At 57.4% G+C, this 21952-nt stretch carries 20 protein-coding genes and 2 tRNA genes; 11 read left to right on the top strand and 11 right to left on the bottom strand.

What is annotated here, in order from left to right; genetic code table 11:
- Positions 1–42: 42 nt before the first annotated feature.
- Positions 43–1569, bottom strand: coding sequence for an acetaldehyde dehydrogenase ExaC (gene exaC / locus NBV64_RS05600; RefSeq protein WP_009457732.1), 1527 nt, complete (start codon positions 1567–1569; stop codon positions 43–45).
- Positions 1570–1811: 242 nt separating this feature from the next.
- On the opposite strand from exaC, the gene NBV64_RS05595 reads away from it, so the two are divergent.
- On the top strand, positions 1812–3692 hold the full coding sequence (locus NBV64_RS05595; RefSeq protein ID WP_250756847.1) for a sigma-54-dependent Fis family transcriptional regulator: 1881 nt from the start codon (positions 1812–1814) through the stop codon (positions 3690–3692).
- Here the strand turns inward: NBV64_RS05595 and NBV64_RS05590 are convergent.
- The 8 genes from NBV64_RS05590 to NBV64_RS05555 all read right to left on the bottom strand — a co-directional run bounded on the left by NBV64_RS05590 (position 3643) and on the right by NBV64_RS05555 (position 13830).
- Positions 3643–4119 carry a DUF1178 family protein gene (locus NBV64_RS05590; RefSeq protein WP_022983538.1) on the bottom strand — a complete coding sequence of 159 codons (477 nt, stop codon included), beginning with the start codon at positions 4117–4119 and terminating at the stop codon, positions 3643–3645. The two genes, NBV64_RS05595 and NBV64_RS05590, sit on opposite strands and share 50 nt — an antisense overlap.
- A gap of 87 nt (positions 4120–4206) precedes the next feature.
- A complete protein-coding gene (locus NBV64_RS05585; RefSeq protein ID WP_250756846.1) occupies positions 4207–5892 on the bottom strand; it encodes an ABC transporter ATP-binding protein in 1686 nt (561 codons plus the stop codon).
- A complete protein-coding gene (locus NBV64_RS05580) occupies positions 5889–7343 on the bottom strand; it encodes an ABC transporter permease (protein ID WP_250756845.1) in 1455 nt (484 codons plus the stop codon). The genes NBV64_RS05585 and NBV64_RS05580 overlap by 4 nt, the downstream gene beginning before the upstream one ends.
- A 7-nt stretch (positions 7344–7350) precedes the next feature.
- Positions 7351–8328: an ABC transporter permease gene (locus tag NBV64_RS05575; protein ID WP_009457740.1), complete on the bottom strand. Its 978-nt coding sequence runs from the start codon at positions 8326–8328 to the stop codon at positions 7351–7353.
- Complete coding sequence (locus NBV64_RS05570) at positions 8328–10514, bottom strand: ABC transporter substrate-binding protein (RefSeq protein WP_031233016.1); 2187 nt, start codon at positions 10512–10514, stop codon at positions 8328–8330. Before NBV64_RS05570 ends, NBV64_RS05575 begins: the two co-directional genes overlap by 1 nt.
- Positions 10508–11080, bottom strand: a complete 573-nt coding sequence (locus tag NBV64_RS05565; RefSeq protein WP_250756844.1) for a thermonuclease family protein — start codon at positions 11078–11080, stop codon at positions 10508–10510. Before NBV64_RS05565 ends, NBV64_RS05570 begins: the two co-directional genes overlap by 7 nt.
- 102 nt (positions 11081–11182) lie before the next feature.
- A complete protein-coding gene (locus tag NBV64_RS05560) occupies positions 11183–12784 on the bottom strand; it encodes an acyl-CoA dehydrogenase family protein (RefSeq protein ID WP_250756843.1) in 1602 nt (533 codons plus the stop codon).
- Positions 12785–12825: 41 nt separating this feature from the next.
- Positions 12826–13830 carry a magnesium and cobalt transport protein CorA gene (locus NBV64_RS05555; RefSeq protein ID WP_083054029.1) on the bottom strand — a complete coding sequence of 335 codons (1005 nt, stop codon included), beginning with the start codon at positions 13828–13830 and terminating at the stop codon, positions 12826–12828.
- A gap of 92 nt (positions 13831–13922) precedes the next feature.
- Here NBV64_RS05555 and NBV64_RS05550 point away from each other — a divergent pair, with 92 nt between their 5' ends.
- From NBV64_RS05550 to NBV64_RS05520, 7 genes are all read left to right on the top strand, one after another.
- Entirely contained in the window at positions 13923–14303 is a 381-nt protein-coding gene (locus NBV64_RS05550; RefSeq protein WP_009457750.1) for a DUF423 domain-containing protein, read from the top strand.
- 57 nt (positions 14304–14360) lie between these two features.
- Complete coding sequence (locus NBV64_RS05545; RefSeq protein WP_060185702.1) at positions 14361–15398, top strand: adenosine deaminase; 1038 nt, start codon at positions 14361–14363, stop codon at positions 15396–15398.
- Complete coding sequence (locus tag NBV64_RS05540; protein WP_035270859.1) at positions 15391–16008, top strand: DNA-3-methyladenine glycosylase; 618 nt, start codon at positions 15391–15393, stop codon at positions 16006–16008. The genes NBV64_RS05545 and NBV64_RS05540 overlap by 8 nt, the downstream gene beginning before the upstream one ends.
- 58 nt (positions 16009–16066) lie before the next feature.
- A complete protein-coding gene (locus NBV64_RS05535; protein ID WP_250756842.1) occupies positions 16067–16381 on the top strand; it encodes an I78 family peptidase inhibitor in 315 nt (104 codons plus the stop codon).
- Positions 16382–16387: 6 nt separating this feature from the next.
- Positions 16388–16795 (top strand): PaaI family thioesterase, encoded by a 408-nt coding sequence (locus NBV64_RS05530; protein WP_250756841.1) that lies wholly within the window; start codon positions 16388–16390, stop codon positions 16793–16795.
- A gap of 179 nt (positions 16796–16974) precedes the next feature.
- On the top strand, positions 16975–17574 hold the full coding sequence (gene wrbA, locus NBV64_RS05525; RefSeq protein ID WP_250756840.1) for an NAD(P)H:quinone oxidoreductase: 600 nt from the start codon (positions 16975–16977) through the stop codon (positions 17572–17574).
- A gap of 14 nt (positions 17575–17588) precedes the next feature.
- Positions 17589–18602: a glutathione S-transferase family protein gene (locus tag NBV64_RS05520; protein WP_250756839.1), complete on the top strand. Its 1014-nt coding sequence runs from the start codon at positions 17589–17591 to the stop codon at positions 18600–18602.
- Here the strand turns inward: NBV64_RS05520 and NBV64_RS05515 are convergent.
- Positions 18596–19765 (bottom strand): alpha-hydroxy acid oxidase, encoded by a 1170-nt coding sequence (locus NBV64_RS05515; protein WP_009457768.1) that lies wholly within the window; start codon positions 19763–19765, stop codon positions 18596–18598. The genes NBV64_RS05520 and NBV64_RS05515 overlap by 7 nt on opposite strands.
- Before the next feature lie 291 nt (positions 19766–20056).
- On the opposite strand from NBV64_RS05515, the gene NBV64_RS05510 reads away from it, so the two are divergent.
- A tRNA-Arg gene (locus NBV64_RS05510) sits at positions 20057–20133 on the top strand.
- Positions 20134–20335: 202 nt separating this feature from the next.
- Here NBV64_RS05510 and NBV64_RS05505 read toward each other — a convergent pair.
- Positions 20336–20809 carry a hypothetical protein gene (locus NBV64_RS05505; protein ID WP_250756838.1) on the bottom strand — a complete coding sequence of 158 codons (474 nt, stop codon included), beginning with the start codon at positions 20807–20809 and terminating at the stop codon, positions 20336–20338.
- A 320-nt stretch (positions 20810–21129) separates the two neighbouring features.
- Between NBV64_RS05505 and NBV64_RS05500 the strand changes: the two genes are divergently transcribed.
- Positions 21130–21206 (top strand) — tRNA-Arg (locus NBV64_RS05500).
- Between the two features lie 342 nt (positions 21207–21548).
- Positions 21549–21884 carry a hypothetical protein gene (locus tag NBV64_RS05495; RefSeq protein ID WP_035270874.1) on the top strand — a complete coding sequence of 112 codons (336 nt, stop codon included), beginning with the start codon at positions 21549–21551 and terminating at the stop codon, positions 21882–21884.
- Positions 21885–21952: the final 68 nt, after the last annotated feature.

Genomic DNA, 21952 nt, shown 5'->3' with positions numbered 1-21952 from the left:
GCATGGGGGGAGGTCTGACAACACTACGAATAGATCAAAGGATCAGAAGAAGCCCAGGGCGTTCGGGCTGTAGCTGACCAGCAAGCACTTGGTTTGCTGGTAGTTATTGAGGGCCATCTTATGGGTTTCGCGGCCGATACCGGATTGCTTGTAGCCACCGAAAGCGGCGTGAGCAGGATACAGGTGATAGCAGTTGGTCCAAACTCGGCCAGCTTCAACGCCACGGCCTACGCGGTAGGCACGCGAGCCGTCGCGGCTCCAGACTCCAGCACCCAGGCCAAACTCGGTGTCGTTGGCGATGGCAATGGCTTCTTCTTCGTCCTTGAAGGTGGTCACAGCGGCCACCGGTCCGAAGATTTCTTCCTGGAAGGTACGCATGCTGTTTTTACCCAGCAGCATGGTTGGGCTGATGTAGTAGCCATTATCCAGGCCTTCACCCAGACGATTGCGTTCGCCGCCAGTCAAGGCTTGTGCGCCCTCTTCTCGACCGATATTGATGTAGCCCAGGATGCGCTCCATCTGTTTCTCGGACACCTGCGCGCCCACCATTGTCCCGGCATTGAGCGGGTTGCCGGTCTGAATACGTTTGACTCGCTCCACGGCACGCTCGATAAAGCGCTCGTAGATGGATTCCTGAATCAGGATACGCGATGGGCATGTGCAAATCTCGCCCTGGTTCAGGGCAAACATGCTCAAACCTTCCAGGGCTTTGTCCAGGAAGGCATCATCAGCCTGCATCACGTCTTCAAAGAAGATGTTGGGGCTCTTGCCGCCCAGCTCTACCGTAGCGGGGATCAGGCGATCAGCTGCGGCGTGCAGGATTTCTCGGCCGACGGGGGTGGAGCCAGTGAAGGCGATTTTGGCGATGCGCTTGGAGTTGGCCAAGGCATGGCCTGCTTCTTTACCGTAGCCAGTGACGACGTTCAGTACGCCAGCGGGCAGCAGATCGCCGATGATTTCCATCAGCAGCAAAATGGAAGCGGGAGTTTGCTCGGCGGGTTTCAGGACGATGGGGCAACCGGCAGCCAGGGCGGGGGCCAGTTTCCAGGCGGCCATCAGCAGCGGGAAGTTCCAGGGGATGATCTGGCCGACGACGCCGATAGGCTCGTGGAAGTGGTAAGCAACCGTGGTGCTGTCCACATCCGAGATGCTGCCCTCTTGGGCGCGCAGGCAACCGGCAAAGTAGCGGAAATGGTCGACGGCCAAAGGCAAGTCAGCCGCGCGGGTTTCACGGATGGGTTTGCCATTGTCGATCGTTTCGGCAACCGCCAGACGTTCCAGGTTTTGTTCGATACGGTCAGCAATGCGCAACAGCACAGCGGAGCGCTCGGCAGGCGGGGTATTGGCCCACTGGTGGCGCACCTTGTGCGCGGCGTCCAGAGCCAGGTCAATGTCCGCTGCACCCGAGCGGGCTACCTGGCAAAAAACCTGCCCGGTGACGGGCGAGACGTTATCAAAATACTCGCCTTCGACCGGCGGCACCCAACGTCCACCAATGTAGTTGTCGTAACGGGATTTGAACGGGAATTCCAGATCCAGGCCCATGGATTTGAGATCGGACAGATTCATGATGTCTCCTTATTGATTTAGTTCGGTGTCACAAGGCGTGCACCGCAGGGAAAGGTTAGGGGTGCCTTTATCCTGTTTTAACTAAAGCAAATAACGTGCCAAACTACCTAGCGATTGTCCCGACTCGATCCTGAGCTCGCCCGCCTCCATAATGAAACGACCTCCAGTCGCAGGCTGCGACAGCTACTGTCGCAAAACGCGAGCACTGTCGCAGAATGCGACACCCCTCCCGGAGCACACTCATGACTTCTCTACACTCGTTTTGCCCGCAGACCAACGAAACCATGTGGCGTCAGTCCTGGGAACGCTGTCAGACGATGGAGTCGGAGTTAAGCGCGGAACCCAGAGACATGAGCCAAGGTGCGCTGCGACAGTTGCTGGAACAACAGCATCACCTGTTGCATCACTCCTCGGCGGCGGTACAGGATCTGGCGGCGCTGGTGCACCCGCATCGCAGTCTGGTTTTATTGTGCGACGCACAAGGCACGGTGTTGCAACAGGCGGGGGACCCGCACTTTCTGCAGCGGGCCGAACAGGTTGCCTTGCGTGCGGGTGTGAGTTGGGCGGAGAACCATCGCGGCACCAATGCTATTGGCACAGCTCTGGTCTGCGCACAGCCCATCAAGATTCACGGCAGCCAGCACTATTTGCCTGACAACCGGATTCTTAGCTGCCACGCCGCCCCCATTTACGACCCTTACGGCCAGATTATTGGAGTGCTGGATATCTCCGGGCCTTCAGAACTGGAACATCACTACGCGCTGGATTTGGCACAACTGTACGCCCGCCAGATCAGCCGCCAGATGCTGGAGTCACTGTGCACGCCATCGCGCCGTCTGCTGCATCTGCATACAGACCCCAGCCTGCTCAACAGTGCTTTTAGTGGGCGACTGATTCTGGAGGATGACACCATTGTGGCGGCCGATGAGTTGGCCGCCCGCATGTTGCGCCAGGACTGGCAGGAGCTACCCGGCCAGGACTTAAGTTCGGTACTGGAACAGGCGAAAAGCACGAGTCGACCTGTAACGCTCCACCTGAGCACAGCGGCTAAAACTCCGGCTCCAGCCCGCGCGGTACAGGCTCGGACCGAGACAGCAGAAGCAACACAACTACTGTCCCCTCAACAGGAAAGGGCGCTGGAACCGGCGTTGCGAGCCATGCAAATGGGCCTGTCCATCTTGCTCAGCGGCCCCAGCGGCTCGGGCAAAGAGCGTATGGCGCGTGAGCTGCATCGCCGTCACAAGTCGCAGTCCGGCCCTTTTGTGGCGATTAACTGCGCCGCCCTGCCCGAAACCCTGATCGAAGCCGAGTTGTTCGGGTATGAGGCCGGTGCGTTTACGGGTGCGCGCCGTCAGGGCTATGCAGGCAAATTGCGTCAGGCCCATGGCGGAGTGCTGTTTCTGGATGAAATTGGCGATATGCCAGTGGGTTTGCAAAGCCGTCTGCTACGGGTTCTGCAAGAGCGCGAGGTGCAGGCACTAGGTTCGGAACGCACACACAGGCTGGACTTCCAGCTGATCAGCGCCAGCCATCAACCGCTGGAAAAACTGGTGCGTGATGGCCGCTTCCGTGCCGACCTGTACTTCCGACTGCAAGACTATATCTGCACAGTCCCCAGCCTTAGGGAACGCAGCGATCTGGGCGACTATATTTCCAAAGAACTGGCTATTCTGGCACAAGGCCAGGCTGCTCCACAGCTACATCCCGAAGCCCTGCAAATACTGCAGGACTACGACTGGCCGGGCAATTACCGTCAGTTGCGATCGGTGCTGCTGCAAATCATTGTGCAAGATTCTCCGGGGCGGCTCTGGTTGGCCCAGGACCTGCCTGCCTTGCCGTGCTTGAATGCAGAACACCCGGTGCTGGCTCAAGAACCTGCCATCCCGGAGGTCCGGAGCATTACGGAAACCAGCTCCCTTGACTCCCCAAGGCCACAAACCCTGAAGGAACAGGAATACGCTGCCGTGCAGCAGGCTTTGAAACAGCATCAGGGAAATATTTCACAGGCGGCACGCGCCTTGGGACTGCATCGCAGTACCTTGCACCGCAGGCTGAAAGAGATGTCGCAGTTATTTACTGCAGGCGGTCATCATCCAGAAAGTCCGGAATCGGCATGGCAATAATGCCGTCGTCGGCCAGTTCCTGATACTCCTGCACCGTGGCCTGACCACGGATTGCGCGCGGCTCAATGTCGCCCTCGTGCATGCGCCGTGCTTCCTGGGCAAACTGGGTGCCCACATCGTCTGACTTGCGTATCACCGAACGCAGCTCTTGTAAAAGCTGACCTTGAATCGCCCGCATTTGCGCTTCGGTAGGCATGGTTGAAGGCAAGGGAGGCGGAACTGGAGCACTGGCAGGGGCGCCAAGGCTTTCCTGCGCACCTACATTGATACGTGGAGCCGAAAGTTTGCGTTTGACCTCGTGGCTGTCGCAGACGGGGCAACACAAAAGCCCGCGACTGATCTGCTCATCGTAACTTTCGCGTGAGCTAAACCAACCCTCGAACACATGGCCGTGTTCGCATTCAAGATCAAAAACCTTCAGACTCATAATGTGTTTATCAATGGGCGGACAGACCGCCGTATTGTGACATAGAAGTGCCGGACTAAATATGGCAAGTCCGGCATGTGGCGCGGCTTAACGGGGAACAGCGGCCAGCAGACGCTGCGTCAACTCTTCCTGCGGATGGAACAGAACGTGCTGTGCGCTGCCCTGCTCCACGATGCGTCCCTTGGCCATGATAGCAATTCGATCGGCCAGATACTCCACAACCCCGAAATTATGAGTAATGAACAAATAAGCCAGACCCAGTTCCATTTGTAACTCACGCATCAAATCCAGAATCTGCGCTTGTACGGACACGTCCAGGGCCGAGGTAGGTTCATCGCAAATCAGAACGGCGGGCTCTACCGCCAAGGCACGGGCAATAGCGATGCGCTGACGTTGCCCGCCGGAAAACTCATGTGCGTAACGATCCAGGGCGTTCTTGGGTAGACCGACTTGGTCCACTAAAGTTTCAATTCGTTTACGACGCGCCTTGGTGTCCAGCTCGGGACGCAGCGCGGTCAGGCCTTCCAGGAGAATATCCCCCACCATCATGCGCGGATCCAGCGACCCATAGGGATCCTGAAAAATGATCTGCAAACGTGAGCGCAGTTGCCGCAAGGCCTTGCCTTTCACTTGCAAGACGTTCTGCCCCTGCATCTGCACCTGCCCGCTGATCTCAGCCTGATGATCCAGCAAGCGCATCAAAGTACGTGCGACCGTGCTTTTACCGCAGCCCGACTCGCCGACCAAAGCCAGGGTTTCGCCCTTGTGCAGTTGCAGGCTCAAGTCTTTGACCACGGGAATGACAGGCAGGCGTCGCCACCAGGAGCCAGCCTGCTTATAGGAAACAGACAAGCCCTGAATATCCAGCACCAGCTCTTTGCCGCTATTGCGCGGTGGGACTGCTTCAATGGGCGCAGGGGCACGGGACAAGGGACGCCCACGTTTCTCAAAAGTGGGAATGGCATTGAGCAATTCACGAGCATAAGGATGGCTAGGGCGCAAAAAGAACTGGCTTGCCAGCCCGGCTTCCACTATTTGTCCGTGCCGCATCAAGGCCACATAGTCGGCATACTGTTTGACCAGCAGCAAATCGTGCGTAATCAGCAAGATAGCCAGGCCCATCTCTTTCTGTATATCGGCTAACAACTGCAGAATCTGCGCCTGAACCGTTACATCCAGCGCGGTAGTTGGCTCGTCAGCCACCAGCAAATCAGGTTCCGCCGCCAAGGCAATGGCAATCATGATGCGTTGCTTCTGGCCGCCGGAGAACTGGAATGGAAAGTCATCGTAACGCTGTGCGGCACCGGGGATGCCGACACGTTCCAGCCATTTGATGGCCCTTGCCCTTTCCTGCCCCGCAGGAGCCACACCATGACGACGAATCACCTCGCTGATCTGCCGGCCAATGGACATGACCGGATTCAGGCTGGTGGACGGCTCCTGAAAAATCACGCTGATGCGTTTACCGCGCACATCCTGCATTTGCTGCTCGGGCAAAGGTGGCAGTTCCAACCCGTCCAAGGCAATTTGACCGGACTGCATCCAGGCCGCTTCAGGCAAGAGGCGTAGGATCGCCATGGCCGTCATGCTTTTGCCGCAGCCGGACTCCCCCACCAAGGCAAAGGTTTCACCGCGCTGCACGGCCAAAGACAGATTACGCACCACACTTTGCACACCGGCATCGGACTGCACACGCAGTTCCAGACCCTCGATACTCAGCACGGCAGGCGTTGCAGCGGGCTTCACGGCGGAGACATTTTCAAGCTCGCTCATACCTTGGCTCCTCCTGGACGACGTACTCGCAAAGCCTTGAAGCGACGAGTACGAGGGTCAAACGCCGTTTGCACCGCATCGGCAAAAATGTTCGCAGACAGTACCAAACCCAGCATCATCACAAAAGCCCCGGCCAGGCCCCACCAGATGATCGGGTCGCGGGACAGCTCGCTACGGGCCGCATCAATCATGCGCCCAAAGGATGGCATGCTGGGGTCCACACCAATACCCAGATAAGACAGCACAGCTTCGTACAGCACCAGGCCGGAGAACTCCAGAATCAGGGTGATCAGCACAATGTGCATGACGTTAGGCAGCAGGTGACGGAACATGATGCGCAGATGACCGACACCAAAGGCTTGGGCTGCCTGAACGTAGTCCAGCTCGCGCAGCTTCAACACCTCGGCCCGCAGCAGGCGGCACAGGCCCGCCCAGCCGGTTAACCCCAGAATCAGGCACAGCATGAACAAGCGCAGATCTGCGCGAGCGGCCACGGTGTCGAAGCTGTCGGGATGGGTGTCGATATAGACCTGCATCATCAACACGCAAGCGGCGATCAGCAGCACGCCAGGGATGGAAGTCAGCGTGGTGTAAATGTATTGAATGACATCATCCACCCAGCCCCGGAAGTATCCAGCGGCCAAGCCCAGAATGATGGCAGGTGGCAGCATGGCGAAGGTGGTCAAGGTGCCAATCACCAAAGCCGTGCGCACGCTTTTCAAGGCTTGCCAGATGATGTCGTTACCCGTGCGATCCGTGCCCAGCACGTAGTAATTCGCGCTCAGGCTCAGCACCAGGCATAGCAGTATCACCAGCACGCTGGCACTGAACCAGACCAGTCGCCAATTCACCAAGCCCTGCCCTTGCCACCAATAACGCCAGGCCGCGCCCCAACCCGATTCCATGGATTGCTTGCGCCCCCAAAGCGTCAGCAGAACAGCCAGTAGCACACTGACCAGCACCCCCCAGGCCAAACCTTTGGCGCCTAGCTGCAAAATATCGTATCTATGCGCGGCAGGCGTATCCATACCCACCCCGGCATTGACCAGACGCGGAAAGTCCCGCACGGGCTTGCCATCTATCAGCATGCTTTCTTTGGTCAGTTGAAAGCGGGCCAAGGGAGCAGAATAGGTTTTTTCCACCTCGGCCAGCCCGGCTTTCTTCAGAATATCGTCCAGCGCAGAGCGGGCAACGGGGGCATAGCTGGCTGTGCTGGCTTCCTGCCCAGGGGCAGCCGGCAATAAAGGCCGGTAGTGAATGGAGTCCAGTAAACCGATCAGCAGGAAAAAGACCAGAAAAACAGCAGCGCACATGGCCGAGGGCGTACGTGCCACACTGGCCCAGGCCGAGCGCAAGGCAGGCCGCTTGACGACGCGCCAGGTGTAGAGCGCCATGGCCAGAAACAGTGCCAGCACAAAGGTATCGGTCCAGAGAAAGACGAACTGTGGCATGGCGGGCTCAACTAAAACGAATGCGGGGGTCAACCAGGGTGTAGGAGATATCGGCCAGAATCAAACCGGCGATATAAAGCATTGATCCTAAAAACACCATGGCACGCACAATGGAGAAGTCCTGGGCATTGATGGCATCAATGGTGAAGCTGCCCAGACCCGGAATACCAAAAAAAGACTCCGAAATCAGGCTGCCCATGAACAGCAGGGGCAAAGCCGATACGGTGCCCGTCAGAATGGGCAAGAGCGCATTGGGCAAGACATGGCGGAACAAAACGGTAGATTCCGCCAGCCCCTTGGAGCGCGCCGTACGCACATAATCACGGCTGGCCTCTTCCAGGAACAGGCTGCGGTAAAAGCGGGATTCTGCGCCGATGCGCGACAAAATCCCCACCAGCACCGGCAAGACCAGAAAGCGCCAGTTATCCATCCCTTCCACCCAGCCCGAAAACGGCACCCAGCGCAGCACCCGTGCAAACAGCCATTGCCCGGCAATGATGTAGAACAGGCCCGAAATGGACATCAACACGACGCACAGCACAACGGCTGAAAAATCCAGTCGGGTTCCCCGAAAGAACACCATCAGCAAGGCAAAACTGATGCACACCCATAAGCCCAAAAAGAAGGTGGGCAAGGCCAGCGCCAAACTGGGCCCCATGCGTTGCTTGATCTGATAGGCAATATCCTGCCCCTGGTCGGACAAGCCAAAATCCAGGCGCAACAAAGGAACCGAGCGCTCGTAGAAAATCGTGTCGGTAAAGGTTTTGGAGCCTTCCGCTTGCGCGTTATAAAACAACGGCTTGTTATAACCGCGCTCTGCCTTCCAGTTTTCAATGGCCGTCTGGCTGACGCGCTGCCCACCAATGGACAAACGGGCCATATCGTCAGGCGTGTTCACGGCAAAGAACAGCACAAAGGTCAGCAGATTGACCCCTATCAGAATCAGCACGCCATACAGAATGCGCCGCAGCATATAGGAAAACATCAGTCTTTCTCCTTGCGCAGAGCCACATGGCGACGACGCGCCTGAGCCTGCGAGCGCACCACCCACACCAGAATCAAGGCCAGCAAGCCCAGCGGAATGGCGGGCCACCAGACGGGGCGGTTCCAGCGATCAATGCGCTCCACACGCTGTTCGGGGTCGATACGGTAATACTGGATGCTGTCGCGCACCATCATGGACGGCTTGGCATTGCGCACCCAGCTTTGGTAGGCTCCACCCGCATTGGGCACATAGCCAAACATCCAGGGGGCATCATGCTGGACCAGATGGATCATCTGCTGCACCACCGCCTGCTTGTCCGGGCCGTCGTTCAGAAAGCGCATTTGCTCGTACAGGCGATCAAACTCCGCGCTTTGGTAATTGGCGGCGTTCTCACCACCAAAATCCTTCTTGGCCTGGGGGCCATAAAGCAAGGTGAAGAAGTTTTCGGCATCCGGGTAGTCGGCTACCCAGCCCCACAGAAATAGCTGTGCCGCGCCCCGCTTCATCTTGTCCTGAAAGCGGTTGTAATCGGTAGCGCGCACCTCCAGCTGCAAGCCTACCTGGGCCAGCTGACGGCGCATCCAGTCCACCGTGGCATCCGAGCCCATACCCATCATGGAGTCGTAATACAGAATCAGGGGCTTGCCGGTACGGCTGTCCCGTCCATCGGGATAGCCCGCCTGTCGCAGCAAATCACGCGCTTCGTCCAGACTGCGGCGTTTCACCACGCCATTGTCCTTGGTGTAGACATAAGGGTTGGCACCTTGGGGCAGCGGCTGATAGCCCGGCACGCCAGGCGGCAAAGGACTATGCGCGGCTTCCCCTTGGTCATTCATGAAAATGGAAACGTACTGCTCCCAGTCGAACACAATGCTGATGGCCAGGCGCAGCTTGCGGTTTTTCTCGAACTGCTCGGGCGTATCGCCCTGGCCGACCACCGGGTCGTGCCAGTTAAAGCCCATATAAAACAATTGCGCTTCAGGTGCCGTGCGCAATTGCAGGCCGCGCTCCTGATACAGATTGGCTTTGTCGACCGAGTCCTGCGCGGCCACTGTCATGGCGACACCGTACTCGCCCCGCTCCACCTGCGGAATGTCGTAATAGCCCTGCAGGAACTTGCCCATCAAGGGGACGCCCTCTTTTTCCAGAGAGAACACCACTTTGTCCAGAAAAGGCATGGGTTTGCCGCAATCTTCCAGTAAACCAGCAGCCTGGTCGCCGGGCTCGCCCACACAAGGGTATGGCTCCCCCCGGTAATTGGGGTTACGGCTCAGAACGTGACGACGATTGGTCAGGGATTCCGTCAGCATGAATGGGCCTGTACCCACGGGCCAGCTATCCAGTGTCAGATTGTGCTGCGCCATGCGCGGCTGGCTATAAAAGCGCTCGGCCTCCCAGGCCATGGGCGCGGTAAAGGTCATGGCCAGCCAGTACTTGAACTGTGGGTACTTGCCATTCACCTCGATGCGCAAGGTGTGTTTATCCAGCGCTCGCACACCCGGCAAGGTGTAGGGCCGCAAATCCAGCCATTGTGGACGCGGCTCCTGCTTGTCGATACGGGCCAGTTCTTCGCTGAACTCCTTGAAGCCCCGGATATGCTCGGCCATCACACCCAGCACAGGAGAGGCCAAGCGCGGGCTGGCCAAACGCTTGAAGGCGTAAACGTAATCGTGAGCCGTCAGCTCGCGTGAGCCGGTATGGGCGAAGTCGGTAATGCTGAAAGCATCGTTCAGGTCCGGCGCCCGCATGGGGTAATAGCGGTACTCGCCCTGTTCATCCAGGGCAAAGGCCGGATGCGGCTGAAAGCGAATGCCTTGCTTGATGGGAATATCGTAACGGCTGACTGCCACCTGTTCGCCCGGCACATCAGCAGGCAAACGATTACCCTGCTCATCAAGGTATACAGGCTCTACCAGCTCGGCCGCCGCCTTGGGAATCAGGCGGTAGGGACGGTCCAGATAGTGATAGCCGTACAGCGGCTCATAAATCGAATACGTAAACGGTGTCTCGTCACCGGAGTAGGACAAAGCCGGGTCCAGGTGATTGGGGGAGCGGGTCGTGAACGCGCTGTAGAGCGTGTTTTCTGCTGCGCTGCCTTCCTGATAAGGGCTGTTAACGGGTTTGGAGCAAGCTGCCAATCCGACGCACAACAGGGCCAGCCCCATCCGCCGCAAAGGGCTTAGCATTGCCCTTGCTGCCAGCAGTCATAACGCCATTTCCATGGCGGGACAGGACTGGGCTCTGACCAGATGCCTACACCGGCTTCCTTGGCTTCGCGCTCCAGCTGATCAATACGAGGGTCGCGCAGGAAGCGGCCGCGTTTTTCACGATTGGCCATGGCCATTCCAGCCCGTACCAGTTTCTGGTTGGCGGTTTCGCCATCGGCCAAGGGCACATCGCATACAGCGCGACCGTGGCGGTCGCGCTCATAGCAAGACAGGGTCAAATGTTTACCGGAAACCAAATCCGACAGGAAGCGCCGCGAGGCCACCGCAAAGGGCTGGCCGGGCCGACGGCTGTCTTTGGTGGTTTCGGGAGCATCGATACTGGCCAGACGCACGCGCATCTGCCTGTTATTGCTGGGCAAAATCGTCAGCGTATCGCCGTCGGCCACCCGCACCACGCGCCCTGTCAGCTCGAAGTCTTGAGCCTGAACAGGCAAGGCCCAGACAGCCATCACAGCCGTCAAGCCAGCACAAACGGCTGTGCGCCGCGTCAAAGAAGAAAAGCTGGACAAGGAAAACACAGTCATGATGCGGACAACACTCCAGGCGGGTAGCAGAAACTAGGCTAACAAATTATAGATACTGCGCACCGCCTGTCCAGAGCAATGTCCCTAGTAGGCAGGCCTGCGTCAAGACGCCTGCAGGCGGGGCCAGATGCGATGCAAATACCAGGAAGCCTGCTCCACACCTTCCAGCCCGAATACGGTAGCCGGACCTTGTTGCAGACGATGGGTCGCGAACAGATCCGCGACGGCATCGGGAGCCACCTGGCGCATCAGGCAGGCTTGGTACAGCAGGGCCAGTTTCTGCGTCCAGACACGGCCTCCCGCCTGGGAAACCGTGCTCAACAAATCCTGTGCAACCTGACCCAGTTCCGCATCATCTCCCGTACGGGCACGCAAGTCTGCCTGCAAGGCCTCCAGGACACCTTCCTGACTCAAGGCGCGCTGCACATCCAGGCACATCACATTGCCTGAACCTTCCCAAATAGAATTGACAGGAGCTTCGCGCAGCAAGCGTGGCATGGGGCCATCCTCGATATAACCGTTGCCGCCCCAGGTTTCCATGGCTTCGGCACACAGGGCGATGGCCCGACGACATACCCAGAACTTGGCAGCCGGGGCCAGCACGCGTAGCACTGCCTGCGCCACGGGATCATCAGCCCGCTCCTGCAAGTCCACCAGGAACAGGGCCAGATGGGTGGCCGCTTCACTTTCCAGGCTCATATCCAGCAATACCGCCTGCATCAAGGGCTGATCGATCAACTGTTTGCCAAAGCAGCGTCGATGCTGACAGTAATGCAGGGACTGCACCAGGGCCTGCCGCATCAGGGCGGCACTGCCCAGCACGCAATCAATACGGGTACGGGCCGCCATTCCGGCCAGCAGAGCAATACCGCGACCGGCTTGGCCCACGCGCCAGGCCAGTGCACCATCAAAATCAATTTCGGCACTGGCGTTGGAGCGGTTGCCCAATTTGTCTTTCAGCCTGCGTATATACCGGCGATTCAAGCCATATTCGGTATAGCGCGGCATCAGGAAACAAGAAAACTGCTCGTGCTCACGCGCCAGTACCAGATGCCCGTCCGCCTGCGGCACGGAGAAAAACCATTTGTGCCCGTAAAGACGAAACGCCTGAGCCTGGGGATGCGCTTCAGTGGTGCAGCCGCGCAGATCAGAGCCGCCCTGCATTTCCGTCATGCCCATACCCAGCAGCACGCTGCTTTTTTCTGTCATCAACTGATCAGAAGAATCGTACTGATTGATGTCCAGCTTGGCCGCCCATTCCTGAAACGGATCAGCCTGCAGTAAGGGCGCAGCGGCGCGCGTCATGGTCAAGGGACACAAGGTGCCCGCCTCAATCTGACCATGCATGTAAAAGCCCATGGCTCGTTGCAGGTGCTGGCCAGGTTCGGACTGATGGGGCCAGATATGCAGGCCCTGCTCCATGCCCAGGCTCATCAATTGATGCCAGGCGGGATGAAAATCCACCTGATCAACTCGTTGCCCTTGGGCAGACCAGCCTCGCCATTGCGGCGGCTGGCGATTAGCCAAGGCACCTTGCTCGCGCCAATGGGCAGAGCCCAGTTTCTGGCCGTAGTCCGCCAGCGCTTGCCGAGCCTCCTGGGAGGCCAGCTTGCTTTGCCAATGTTGTAAAGCCGGATCTTCGCCAAACAGATCGTCATTCATCAAATCCGGCACCTGATTCTGTAACTGCTGTTCCAGACCCATCTCGCCTCCTTGATTCCGGCCGTCTTGCCCCGTCTCTTAATCTAGAGCCATTTGGCCTTTTTGAATTTCCAGTACAAAAATCCGCACACGCTGCCCATCAGGCCCAAGGCCAGGGGGTAGCCCAGCGTCCATTCCAGCTCGGGCATGAATTTGAAGTTCATGCCGTAAATCCCCGCCACCGCGGTCGGCACGGCCAAAATGGCCGCCCAGGCCGCCAGCTTGCGGGTAGTGTCAGTCTGCTGCATCTGCCCTATCATCAAGCCACCTTCAAAGGCGAAGGCCAGGGCTTGCCGCAGGCTGTTAATAAATTCGGAAGTGCGGGCAATGCGGTCTGCCACTTCACCGAAATATGCCCGACTTTCCGCATCCACATACGCCAGCTCGATGCGCGACAAACGACGGCTTAGCTCCGCCAATGGCGTTACCGCGTTATACACGCGCAGCAAATCGCGCCGTAAACGGTAAATACGCCGTACATCGTTTTCCTTGAAGCCCCGAATCAGAAATTGCTGCTCAATGGCTTCTACGGCCTTTTCGGTTTGTTCCAGACAAGTCTGATACTGGTCCACAATCAGATCCAGCAACTCCGAGGCGACAAAATCACTACCCCGTTCCAGCAAGGCCGGTGTGCTTTCCAGCCGGGCACGCAGCTCTAAATAGCTGCTGTTGGAACCACGCCGCACCGTCAGCAACAAGCCGTGGGCAATCAGAATCTGCGTAGTACCAAAAAGTGGGCGCAGATCTTTCAGGCCCAAGGTTACCGCCACCACAATCAGGCAATTGCTGAACTCCAGCAATTTGGGACGACGATGAGGGGCAATCAATTCTTCAACGGCATTGTCTGGCAGACCCAGTTGCGCCCCTACTTCGCGCAAGGTCGCCTCGCTGGGGTCTTTCAAACCAATCCAGATAAAGCCGTCCTTCAAGGGATCGTGTACAGGCAGGTGATGAATATCCAAAGCCTGTGCTGGCTGGCCAGACTGATAGCGATACGCGGCCACCACAACGTCTTGTGCATCAGGGGCGACCGGAGCTATTTCTTGCATGCTGTCTCCTTGCAGACAAAGCCAATTTTTTTGTTCGATAATAGCACTGGCCTCCCTCCGCGCTGCGACCGCAGCGACTTGCAAGGAACGACATGAAATCACGATCCATTCTGTGCCTGGGCACACTGATTATGGCCTTGGGCGTAGGCCTGGGCGCGTTTGGTGCCCACGCCCTGCGCGCCATGGTTGACGCTTCGGCATTGGCAACCTGGCACACGGCCGTACTGTATCAATTGCTGCATGGTCTGGGCTTGCTGCTGATTGCCGCGTTGGGCTCGCAATTGAATGCGACCTGGCAGTCGCGCAGCGCAATTCTGATGCTGGCTGGCGTACTGATTTTCAGCGGCAGCCTGTACATTCTGGTGCTTAGCGGCGTGAAATGGCTGGGCGCGATTACCCCTATTGGCGGAGTAGCCATGATTCTGGCCTGGCTCTTTCTGGCCATTGCCGCCCTGCGTGGCAAGGACGCCTGACCCCAGGCCTTTGCCTTCGTATAATGGGGCGCATATTCTGCCTACCAGGAGCGCCCCGTGTCTGATTCCGCCTTTTCCCTACGCGAATTTACCCGCCAACTGCCCAAGGCTGAACTGCACCTTCACATCGAAGGCACGCTGGAACCGGACTTGATTTTCAAGCTGGCCCAGCGCAATCACATTACGCTGCCCTACCCCGATCAGGCCAGCCTGCACGCCGCCTATCAGTTCACCGACTTGCAGTCCTTTCTGGACCTGTACTACGCCGGGGCGGGGGTTCTGATCACCGAGCAGGATTTCTTTGACATGACCTGGGCCTACTTTCTGCGCGCCCAGGCCGATGGCATTGTCCACACGGAAATCATGTTTGACCCGCAGACGCACACGGCACGCGGGATCGCCATGGAAACCGTGTTTGCCGGGATTGCCCGCGCCGCCCGCCAGGCCAGATCCGAGTTGGGGATCAGCAGCTATCTGATCTTGAGCTTCCTGCGCCACCTGAGCGAAGCCGAGGCGTTTGACACCCTGGAAGCCGCCTTGCCCTTGCGCAATCAGTATTCCGACCTGTGGATTGCAATTGGCCTGGACTCCTCGGAAAAGGGCAACCCGCCCGCCAAATTCGAGAAGGTTTATGCCCGTTGCCGAGAGCTGGGTTTCCGACTGGTCGCCCACGCGGGTGAGGAAGGCCCGGCCAGCTATGTACGCGATGCCCTTCAGCTTCTGAAAGTAGAACGCATCGACCATGGCGTGCGCAGCCAGGACGACCCGGCCCTGATGCAGTATTTGGCCGACCACGCCATTTCCTTGACGGTCTGTCCGCTGTCCAACATCAAGCTCAAGGTTTTTGATAGCCTGCACCAGCACAATCTGAAGCATTTGCTGGATCGCGGCCTGAATGTCTGCGTGAACTCGGACGACCCAGCCTATTTTGGCGGCTATCTGCTGGACAACTACCTGCAAACCGCCCAGGCCCTGAATCTGCGGGAGGCCGATTTACGCACTCTGGCAGCCAATAGCTTGCGCTCCTCCTTTTTACCCAAGGAGCAAAAGCAGGCTTGGTTGAACAAGCTGGAGCAGATTCCCGGAAATGACTGAATCCGCGCTGTACCTTCCACGTGCGTTCTTTGCCCGTGATCCGCGTTACGTTGCCCTGGAATTGCTGGGCAAAACCCTGGTTTTGAATGACGAGCGCGGGCAGCGCTGCGCCACCATTGTAGAAACCGAAGCCTATCTGGGTCCCCAGGATCAGGCCGCCCACAGCCGACGCGGTATCACCGAGCGCACGCGACTGATGTTCGGCCCGGCAGGCTACGCCTATGTGTATTTGATCTACGGCCTGCACCACTGCATGAATATCGTCAGCGGTGTTGAAGGCGATGGTACGGCGGTCTTGCTGCGGGCGGCGCAATGGACGTCGCCTGAGGATGGCCCGTCCCTGTCAGGCCCCGGACGCTTGTGCAAAGGGCTGGGTATAGACAAAGCTTATAACGGTGCAGATGCCTGCGCCCCTGCCATGCATTGGCTGGACGCCCCCGCCCTGCCGCCAGAGCAAATTCTGATCAGCCCACGCATCGGCGTAGAGTACGCGGGCGCCTGGGCCAAGGCCCCCTTGCGCTACTCGATTGCCCAGCATCCCGAGGTGTCCGTCAAGCCGGGCAAAACCACCACAAAACGCAGTGTCAAAGGCCTTAAACGCCCCGCCTAGAACAGGTATTATTAATCCTTCAAGCTGAATGCTTCCCAGCTGCTTTTAAGGATTTCCCATGCGACTCTCCGTACTACTTAGCGTCCTTCCCGCCGTTTTGCTGGCTGCTTGCACGGCCACGGGCAATAGCGCACAAACAAGTTCGACTTCTTCGTTCAGCGACTCTTCTGGTGGTCTGTGCAATGCGGACGCCTTGAGTCCAGCCGGTCAAACCGCCAGCCAAAGCCAAGTTGAACGTCTGGTCAAGCAGGCCGGTGCGGCAAAAGCCCGCGTCCTGGCTCCGGACCGCATGTACACCACGGACTACGATCCCACCCGTTTGAACATCCGCGTGGACGAACAAAACAAAATTACCTCTGTTTACTGCGGCTGATCCCCAATGACTCACGAGCAAAGCCAACACCTGCTGGACACGCTATTTGCCCCTTGGGTGCAAGCCCTGAAATTGCGTGTAGAAAGCATGAATGAAGACGGCGTGGTTCTACGCCTGCCTTTTTCAGATCAATTGACGCACGTGGCCGGTGTGGTCTGCGGTCAGGTGTATATGGCGGCAGCCGATACCGCCATGGTGCTGGCTGTCAGTCAAAGCCTGGGGGAGTTTCGCCCCATGACTACAGTTTCACTGAACACCAGCTTTGTACGCCCGGTTAGCCAGGGGGATGTGCTGGTACACGCCCAAGTGCTGAAACGTGGCAAAAGCATGGTCTTTGGCGACATCAAGCTGCTGGACGAGCAAGGTCGACTGGCCGCCCACGCCACCACCACCTACGCCCTGCTGCCAGGCTGATGCTCCCCGGGACGGCCACCCGCTTTGCAAGACAGACTCTGACACAAAACAATCCGTCCAGGGGTTTGGCAGAGCGGGCGTGGCACGACTATCATCGTCATAGCAGCTACGCCCCGGCTTAGCCCTGTGGCCGCTGCCCCGTCCGATTCCTTGTTGATCGCTTTTCTGGAGAAGTTCAAATGGCAAAAGTCCTGGTTCTCTATTACTCCGCCTATGGCCACGTAGAAAAAATGGCCCAAGCGGTTGCCGAAGGTGCACAAAGCGCCGGCGCAACGGTGGACATCAAGCGTGTCCCCGAACTGGTCCCGGAAGCGGTGGCCCAGAAAGCGAATTTCAAGCTGGATCAAGCCGCGCCCGTCGCCACCATTGCTGACCTTGAAAACTATGACGCCATCATTGTCGGCACCGGCACCCGTTTCGGGCGCATCAGCTCGCAAATGGCCAGTTTTCTGGATCAGGCCGGTGGCCTGTGGGCGCGCGGCGCACTCAATGGCAAGGTAGGCGGCGCCTTTACCTCTACCGCCACCCAACACGGCGGACAGGAGCTGACGCTACTGTCCATTATTCATAACCTGATGCACTTTGGCATGATCGTGGTGGGCCTGCCCTACAGCTTTGCGGGCCAGACCCTGCTGAATGAAGTCACTGGCGGCAGCCCCTACGGCGCATCCACCATTGCCGGTGGCGACGGTTCACGTCAGCCCAGCCAGAACGAGCTGGACGGCGCCCGCTACCAGGGCCGTCATATCGCTGAAATTGCAATCAAGCTGAAAGGCTAAAACGGAGTACACAGATGGGCATGATGATAGATGGACAATGGCATAGCAAAGAGCCTGTCAGCAGCACCCAGTCCGATACATTTCAACGTGCCCAGTCTGCCTTCCGGGACTGGATTACCGCCGACGGCGGCCCCGGCCCGAACGGTCAGGCGGCGCAGCCTGCCCAGGCCAATCGCTATCACCTATATGTCTCGCTGGCCTGCCCCTGGGCGCATCGCACCCTGATCATGCGTGAATTAAAGGGGCTGCAAAAGCTGATTTCAGTGTCGGTGGTAAACCCCATCATGGGCGATCAGGGCTGGACCTTTGAACCGGCTGAGGGCGTGGTGCCGGACCCAGTCATGGATGCGCAGTTCCTGCATCAGCTCTATGCCAAGGCGGACCCGAAATTCACAGGGCGCATTACCGTGCCCGTACTGTGGGACAAGCAGCGCGGCACAATCATCAATAACGAGTCGGCCGAGATCATGCGTATTTTCAACAGCGCCTTTGACACTTTGGGCGCGCGCAACCTGGATATGGCGCCTGCCGAGCTATTGGGGGAAATCAACCAGATCAATGCCCATGTGTATGACACCGTCAATAACGGGGTCTACAAAGCAGGTTTTGCCCGCTCACAAGCCGCCTACGACACAGCAGTTCATGCCCTGTTTGACAGCCTGGACGGGCTGGAGGCTCGCCTGAGCCAGCAGCGCTACCTGACTGGCACGCAACTGACCGAGGCCGACTGGCGCTTGTTCACTACCCTGATTCGCTTTGATCCGGTCTATGTTGGCCATTTCAAATGCAATCTGCGCCGTCTGATTGATTATCCGAATCTGTGGAATTACATGCTGGAGCTGTACCAAATGCCTGGCGTGGCCAGCACGGTCAGCCTGGATCACATCAAGACCCATTACTACAGCAGTCACCGCCATCTGAACCCGACGGGTATTGTGCCGGCTGGCCCGGTGCTGGATCTGAACGGGCCCCACGGACGAGGTCATTTACCCGTCCAGCCAGGGCCCTTGCATATCGGTCTTCAGTAACCGGGGCGATCGAAAATATCGGGATTGAGCAAGATGGAGCGGTCTACCTGATTGATATCGGTACGACCGCAAAAAGCCATGGACACGTCCAGCTCATTCGCCATCAGTTTCAGCAGGCGGGCTACACCGGCCTGACCTGCTGCACCCAGGGCATACAGGAAAGCACGGCCAATCATGGCACCTTGAGCACCCAGGGCTCGGGCGCGCAGCACATCCTGACCGCTGCGAATACCACCGTCGACCAGTACTTCAATCTTGTCACCCACCGCCTTGCTGATCGCAGGCAGGCAGGAAATTGAGGATGGTGCGCCGTCCAGCTGACGGCCACCGTGATTGGACACGATCAAGGCATCGGCACCGCTATCCACGGCATAACGTGCATCGTCGGCATCCATAATGCCTTTAACAATCAGCTTCCCGCCCCAGGCATTCTTGATCCACTCGATATCTTTCCAGTTCAGGCTCGGGTCGAACTGCTCGGCCGTCCAGGTAGACAAGGAGCGCAGATCCGATACTCCCTTGGCGTGGCCGACGATGTTGCCAAAGCTGCGACGATGCGTGCGCAGCATATTGCGGCACCAGTACGGCTTGGTCGCCAGATTCAGCAAATTAGGAATAGTCAGGCGTGGAGGCGTGGTCAAGCCATTCTTGATGTCCTTGTGACGCTGGCCCAAGACCTGCAAGTCAAGAGTCAACACCAGGGCCGAGCAGTTGGCCGCTTTGGCACGCGCAATCAGGTTTTCAATAAAGCTGCGATCACGCATCACATAAAGCTGAAACCAGAACGGGGCACGGGTAGCCTGGGCCACGTCCTCCAGCGAGCACACACTCATGGTGGACAGAGTGAAAGGAATACCAAAATCCCGTGCGGCCAAAGCCGCCAGCATTTCACCATCGGCGTGCTGCATGCCGGTCAGGCCGGTAGGAGCAATAGCCACGGGCATGGCAACATCCTGGCCCAGAAGCTTGGTCTTCAGACTGCGATGGTCAATGTCCACGGCCACACGCTGTTTGAATTTCAGTTTGTGAAAATCCTGCTCGTTCGCATGATACGTGCCCTGCGTCCAGGAGCCGGAGTCGGCGTAGTCATAAAACATCTTGGGCACGCGGCGTTTGGCCGCCAGGCGGAAATCTTCAGTGCAGGTAATTTTCGACAGATCCATTACATTGGGCTCCAAAACAATGGCGTAATAATGCGACTTTGTGCCCTGCGGGGCAAGTCATCCGGGGCAGACTGTTCGAAGTTTCTGTCTGGCGCGCCTAAAGGACCACCAAGACGAGCCCCCAAGACCAAAAATAAAGAGATTCACTGTTGTCCCGCTGCACGCCTTGCCATCTCTGGCTTTACAGCCTGCCAGCCGACCCCGAAAAACATAAAAAAAGACGATTTCAGTAAAATTTGTTGATATTTTGGTGACAAGTAAAAATAGCCGTGCTATATTTCTACTTCTTTAGCGGCTGTAGCTCAGTTGGATAGAGTACTTGGCTACGAACCAAGGGGTCGTGGGTTCGAATCCTGCCAGCCGCGCCATATTCAGTAAAAAAGCCATTTCTTCGGAAATGGCTTTTTTGCTTTCTACTCGGATATCAGACGGCACCACTACACTGCCGAGCGTCGCTCAAACCTGCACCCACAATAACAATAAGCAATACGAGCAGGCTTGAACGAAGAAATAGAACGAGCAATAGCGGTTATGGCTTTATATAGTTAGGAACTCTATTGCTACGAGGCCTTATCGCCTTTCAGACAACTCAATACCCGCACCGTCACCAAAGCCATCGTGCACCCATGCTGCCACGGGGACGGCATAGCTCCACCCACCCGCTTTCCACCAGCACTCTGCAAACCACGCTTGGATAGTATTGGCGGCAATACTCAAGCCATCAAACTCGTCATCCAGGAAATAGTCTTCGTGGAAGGCGTCCATCTTGCCCAAACCCAGAGAAAGCTCCATGGCCCTACCGGGGAAAATGGAAGGGTCGTTGCTGTCTACTTTATTATTGTCACCACGGTAGTAAATCCATGCCGACGGAGTTTCCAGGCCGTCTTCACCAAAGAAGATTTGCACCTCGGCATCCGCGACACTATCTGGCACAGACAAGGCAAACAAGGTACGCAGTTCAGCAATAAAATGCTTTGAGGCGCGCTCCAAACACCGTTTATAACGCTGCTGAAACTGTGCCGGACTCAAGCCGAATGGAACCATGCCTGTAACTCCTGATGCAGCTAAACTGCTGCTAATTAACTGGTGACAGCCGCATCATCACGTTCGATTCTGACGCAACCGCACAAAGAGTAATGGCCCCACTCCCCAAGCAGCAAGTCACTCTTGCATCGGCAAGGTCATCCATACCCTGGCTTAAAAACACTACAAAGTGCCGGGTTAAATCCGCAGCCCCCTGCCCCGCACACCACTCCAAAGCCTTATTTTCCCGTGTTTTCAGAAAAATTTCGCACTTATTTCAAGAAAAATGCTTTTTAGGCTTGTCACGCTGATAAATAGTCTGCTATAGTTTCACTTCTTTAGCGGCTGTAGCTCAGTTGGATAGAGTACTTGGCTACGAACCAAGGGGTCGTGAGTTCGAATCTTGCCAGCCGCGCCATATTCAAGTTGGTTTCCTCACGGAAATCAGCGACCAGAGTTAGAACTCGTGGGGTCAAACCCAATGGATGAGACTCTGAAAAGATCAGCCCTGATGACATCGTCATCAGGGCTTTTTCTTTGCCTGCTGCTTTTACCCTGCATACCGCCGCTTACCTGCAAACAGATCAAAACTCCACGACTGCAGACCGGGCACAATGTCTGTTGCACTTTCCCGCCCCTACGGCCTCAACCGTAAAGGGACAAGCGGTGTAAAGTAGCGACTTCCGCCCAGACAGAGCCTGCCTGCTCTTGTTAGACCACAGAGTCTGCGCGGACCTCCTCTTAATCGACAGGATTGACCATGTTTGAGCGCACAAAACTTCTTTTGCCTTTAGCGGCCCTCCTTCTGGCCAGCGCCAATAGCTACGCCCAGGATAGCGGCCCTGCCATTCAGCTGGCGCAAATGGGCGGAGCCATGCACGCTGCCGCCGAAGTTTGCGGTGACTACAGCCAGACCCAGCTTGATGAGATGAAAAAACAGCAGAAGTCTTCCATTCAAAGCATGGGCCTGAACGACGAGGACTTTGATAAAGCCTTTGAGCAAGGCCTGGACCGTGGCCGTCAGGATCTGCAAAAAGCCACTGCCGAGCAGCGCAAGCAGATGTGCGAGCAATTGCGCTCCGGCCCCAAGTTCTAAATTCGCTCTACTCAACAAGAAAGCGCTCTGGCCCGCAAGGAACCAGAGCGCTTTTTACTGCCAGCGCG

The organism is Alcaligenes sp. DN25, assembly GCF_023674485.1.
GTDB lineage: Bacteria > Pseudomonadota > Gammaproteobacteria > Burkholderiales > Burkholderiaceae_B > Alcaligenes > Alcaligenes phenolicus.
The sequence above is the reverse complement of the archived record's forward strand: the minus strand, read 5'-3'. Positions and strand labels throughout refer to the sequence as shown.